The 3,742-nt window shown below is 74.5% G+C and carries 3 protein-coding genes and 2 pseudogenes; 1 reads left to right on the top strand and 4 read right to left on the bottom strand.

Annotated features, from left to right (window positions below):
* Positions 1-544: pseudogene (locus ACFWY6_RS16930) on the top strand (hypothetical protein); the annotation flags it as partial.
* Here the strand turns inward: ACFWY6_RS16930 and ACFWY6_RS16925 are convergent.
* The 4 genes and pseudogenes from ACFWY6_RS16925 to ACFWY6_RS16910 all read right to left on the bottom strand — a co-directional run.
* A complete protein-coding gene (locus ACFWY6_RS16925) occupies positions 530-1,237 on the bottom strand; it encodes a nitroreductase family protein (protein ID WP_384690483.1) in 708 nt (235 codons plus the stop codon). The pseudogene ACFWY6_RS16930 and the gene ACFWY6_RS16925 overlap by 15 nt on opposite strands.
* A gap of 71 nt (positions 1,238-1,308) precedes the next feature.
* A complete protein-coding gene (locus tag ACFWY6_RS16920) occupies positions 1,309-2,478 on the bottom strand; it encodes a lysophospholipid acyltransferase family protein (RefSeq protein WP_384690481.1) in 1,170 nt (389 codons plus the stop codon).
* A gap of 86 nt (positions 2,479-2,564) precedes the next feature.
* Positions 2,565-3,428: a phosphatidate cytidylyltransferase gene (locus tag ACFWY6_RS16915; protein WP_384690479.1), complete on the bottom strand. Its 864-nt coding sequence runs from the start codon at positions 3,426-3,428 to the stop codon at positions 2,565-2,567.
* Positions 3,425-3,742: pseudogene (locus tag ACFWY6_RS16910) on the bottom strand (hypothetical protein); the annotation flags it as partial. The gene ACFWY6_RS16915 and the pseudogene ACFWY6_RS16910, both read right to left, overlap by 4 nt.

Here is a 3,742-nt window from a genome sequence, read left to right as displayed (position 1 = left end):
GCGGGCCTTCGCCGTGCTGTGGCGGGCGTCGCGCCCCGTCGGCATGGTCGCGCGGGTGGCGTTGGGGGGCGGGGGGGGGGCCGCGGTCGGCGCCGAGCGGCTCGGGCTCCGGCTCTCCCCGGGCAACCCGCAGTTCGGCATGGCGGAGGCCGACCCCGGCCCCGTCTACCGCGCGCTGCTCGACGAGATCGACGGCATCGGCCTCGCCTACCTCCACCTCACCGACAACGACCGCTACCCGGCCCTCACCGACCTGCGCCCCCACTGGCACGGCACGCTCATCGGCAACGTCGGCGAGAACGGCGACCCCACGACGCGGGAGGCGGGCGAGGCGGTCCTCGCGTCCGGGGCCGTCGACCTCGTCTCGTACGGGCGCGCGTTCATCTCCAACCCCGACCTGCCGGAGCGGTTCGCGGCGGGCGCGGCGCTCCAGGAGATCGACGAGGCGCACCTCTACACCAACGGGGCCGAGGGGTACACCGACTACCCGTTCCTGGAGCGCGAGTTGGTGTCGGCCAACGCCTCGCGGTCAGACCTCCACTAGGACCTGGTCAAGGGATTTCCGTACGAGATCGGGGACCCGGCAGTCCGCCGCCGGATAGCCCACGGGGATCACCGCGAACGCCTTCTCGTTCTCCGGGCGGCCGAGCACCTGCGAGAGGAACCGCATCGGGCTCGGCGTGTGGATCAGCGCGGCCAGGCCCGACAGGTGCAGGGCGGAGAGCAGCATCCCGACCGCGATGCCGACCGACTCGTCGACGTAGTAGTGCTTGTGCTTGGTGCCGTCGTCGCCGAGCCAGTAGCGCTGCTGGAAGACGACGATCAGCGCGGGCGCGTCCGTGAGGTGCGGTTTCACCTCGTCCGTGCCCAGCGGGCGCAGGGCGGCGAGCCACTCCTCGCCGAGCCGTCCGTCGTACGAGATCTGCTCCTCGTGCTCTGCGGCCTCGCGGATGCGGCGGCGGATGTCCGGGTCCTGGACGAGGGCGAACGTCCACGGCTGCTGGTGCGCGCCGGACGGCGCCGTCGCCGCGCACGCGATGGCGTCCCGCACGACTTGCGCGGGCACGGGGTCCGGCGCGAACTGCCGCACCGTGCGCCGCTCCCGCATCCGCGCCCGCAACTCGGCGGCGTGCGCGAGGGATTCGGCCTCCGGCATGCGCTCCGGGCGGTACGGCACGGAGCGGTAGGGCTCGCCGTGGATGGGGGTCCATGCTTGCTGCTGCTCGGTCTCAGACATGGTCCGATTCTGCGGCGTGGGCCGTCGCCCGCGCCATGGTGCAGACCAACTGTGGGAGGAGAGCGGCCTGTTCAGCGCCATCCCGCCACGATGAGGGAGAGTCCGATCGTGAATCCGGTGCCGAGCAGCGCCAGATACAGGCCGTAGAACCGCCGAAGCCGGTGCACAAGGAAGCCGAAGGCTCCGAAGGCCAGGCCCACGGTGAGGGTGCGGGAGCCGCGCGAGAGGGCCGAGTGGGTCAGCCAGTCGGACGGGGCGACGTCGGCGCGGCCCGCCTCACGTGCGTACACCTTGAAGGGGATGCCGTTCCATGGCTGGTGGCGGACGGCCGCGGCGGACTCGACGGCGAGTTCGGCGCGCACCTCTGCGCGCATCCGGTCCGTCGTGAGCGGCTGTGGCAACTGTGCGCCGGACGCGGCCAGTTGGAGGGCGAGCAGGCCGCCCGCCAGGCTGCCGGCGAGGGCCGTGAGCGACAGCTTCAGGGCGCGGCGCGGCATGGCCACGCAGGCGATCGCGAGGAACAGCTCCGGCATCAGCGGCCAGCTCAGCGCCTCCGCGAAGGCCCAGGCGAAGGCGAGCGGCAGCCCCCATCGGGAGGCCACGACCGCCGCGGTCCGCTTGCGCGCTGCGGAGTCCCTGAGCGGTTCTCCCGTCGTACGGCGATGCAGTGCCGCCACCGCGTCGCGGGCCTCATCGGGGGTGGCCGACGCGGGCAGCGGATCACCGACGGCGACCCGTACGAGGGCCGGGCGGAGCCTGCCGTGCTTGGGCAGCAGGCGGTCCGTGCCCGCGATGGCGACCGGCACGACCGGCACGCGCGCGTGCTCCGCGAGGACCACGGCGCCTCGGTGGAAGGCGCCGAGCTCGCCCGCCCGCGCGCGGGTTCCCTCCGGGAAGAGGACCACGGCCCGGCCCGCGCGGAGGTCGTCCGCCTTGGCCAGGAGGTCGTCCATGCCGCCTCCCGTGCGGCGTACGGGGAAGCCCGCGGCAAGCCGGCTGCAGATGCGCCTGCGCCAGGGAGAGGCGAACCAGTAGTCGGCGGCCGCGCCGATCGCCGGGGCGTGGCGGGCGTCCAGCGCCGCGAGCAGGGCGGCGGTGTCCGCGTGGGAGGAGTGGTTCGCCACGACGACGCAGCCGCCGGGCGGGAGGTGACCCCTCCGCTCGACACCTCCGGTGAGGGTGAGCAGGGTCCACCAGAGCGCCCGGCGGAGTCTGGCCGCGGGCCTGCGGGCGGCGGGCACGTGGCTCGGTCGATCACCGGCTCCGCCGAGTTCGTTTTCAATCGCCGGACGGGCTGAATGTGCTGCCCACTTGCGGCTCACGGTCCTCACAGCGTCACCACCATCGTCAGCAACAGCGCCACCAGCAACGAGTCGATCCGGTCGAGCAGGCCCCCGAACCCCGGCAGCCAGCTCCCCGCGTCCTTCACGCCCGCCTCGCGCTTGACCATCGACTCCAGGAGATCCCCGAGTACGCAGCCGACGAGCACGGCGGCCCACAGCACCGCGGAGAACGCGCCGACCGCGGCCAGCGCGGCGGCCGTCGCCGCGGCGGCGCCGGCGACGCCCGCCCAGGTCTTGTTGGGGGAGAGGGGAGAGAGCGGGCGGGCCAGGACCCCCCGGCGGCCGAGCGCCGTACCGCCACACCAAGCGCCCACATCGCCGAACGCCACAGCGACCCCCACGGCCACGGCCGTATCGCCGAGCAGCACGAGCCCGCTCAGCGACACCGGAATCCACAACAGCCCGAAAACCGTCCGGCACGCGCGCGTGAAGCCCTGCGAGGCGTCTCCGGAGAAGAGGGCCGCCCCCGCGGCGGCGATGAGCAGCGCCCCTGCCGTCCGCAGGTCAAGGGCGCCGGGCGCGGCCCAGGCGACCCCCGGCACCGCCACGGCGGCCGCCCCGAGCACCAGCCGCTCACCCCGAGGCAGCCCCGCCATCCGCGCGTACTCCCCGACGGCGATGACCCCGAGCCCGGCCGCGAGCGCGAACGCACCCGCCCGCCCCACGAAGAACGCCCCGAGAAACAGCGGCGCGGCCACGGCCCACGTCCGCCACCGCTTACGCAACTCACCCCGCATCCGCACCCGCGAGGGCAACGCCGCAACAGCGACCCCACCCGCGCCAAGCACCCCGGCGACGACGGGCATCGCCCGCCCGGCAGCTTCGCCGGCGATGAAGGCGGCGCTCATCGCACGCCTCCGACCTCAGGCGAGGCACCCAACTCCTGCGACAGCGGGGCCAATGCTCGCGACGGCAGCATCGCGCGGGCGCCGCCGCGCGCTGCGACGGCGACGGCGACGGGCAGGGTGCGTCGGGCGGGCTCGCGTGCGGTGAGGCAGGTCTGGGTCGTGCCGGTCGTCGGCTTCCGTGTCTGCGGGGCCGGCGCCGGGGAGGGCAGCGGTGCGGCGGTGAATCGGTCCGCACTCCGCGCTTCGGTGGCGGCGGACGGGGTGCGTCGGGCGGGCTCGCGTGCGGTGAGGCAGGTCTGGGTCGTGCCGGTCGT

This window comes from Streptomyces sp. NPDC059037 (genome assembly GCF_042740015.1).
Classification (GTDB): domain Bacteria; phylum Actinomycetota; class Actinomycetes; order Streptomycetales; family Streptomycetaceae; genus Streptomyces.
This window is presented reverse-complemented; position numbering and strand designations above follow the sequence as displayed.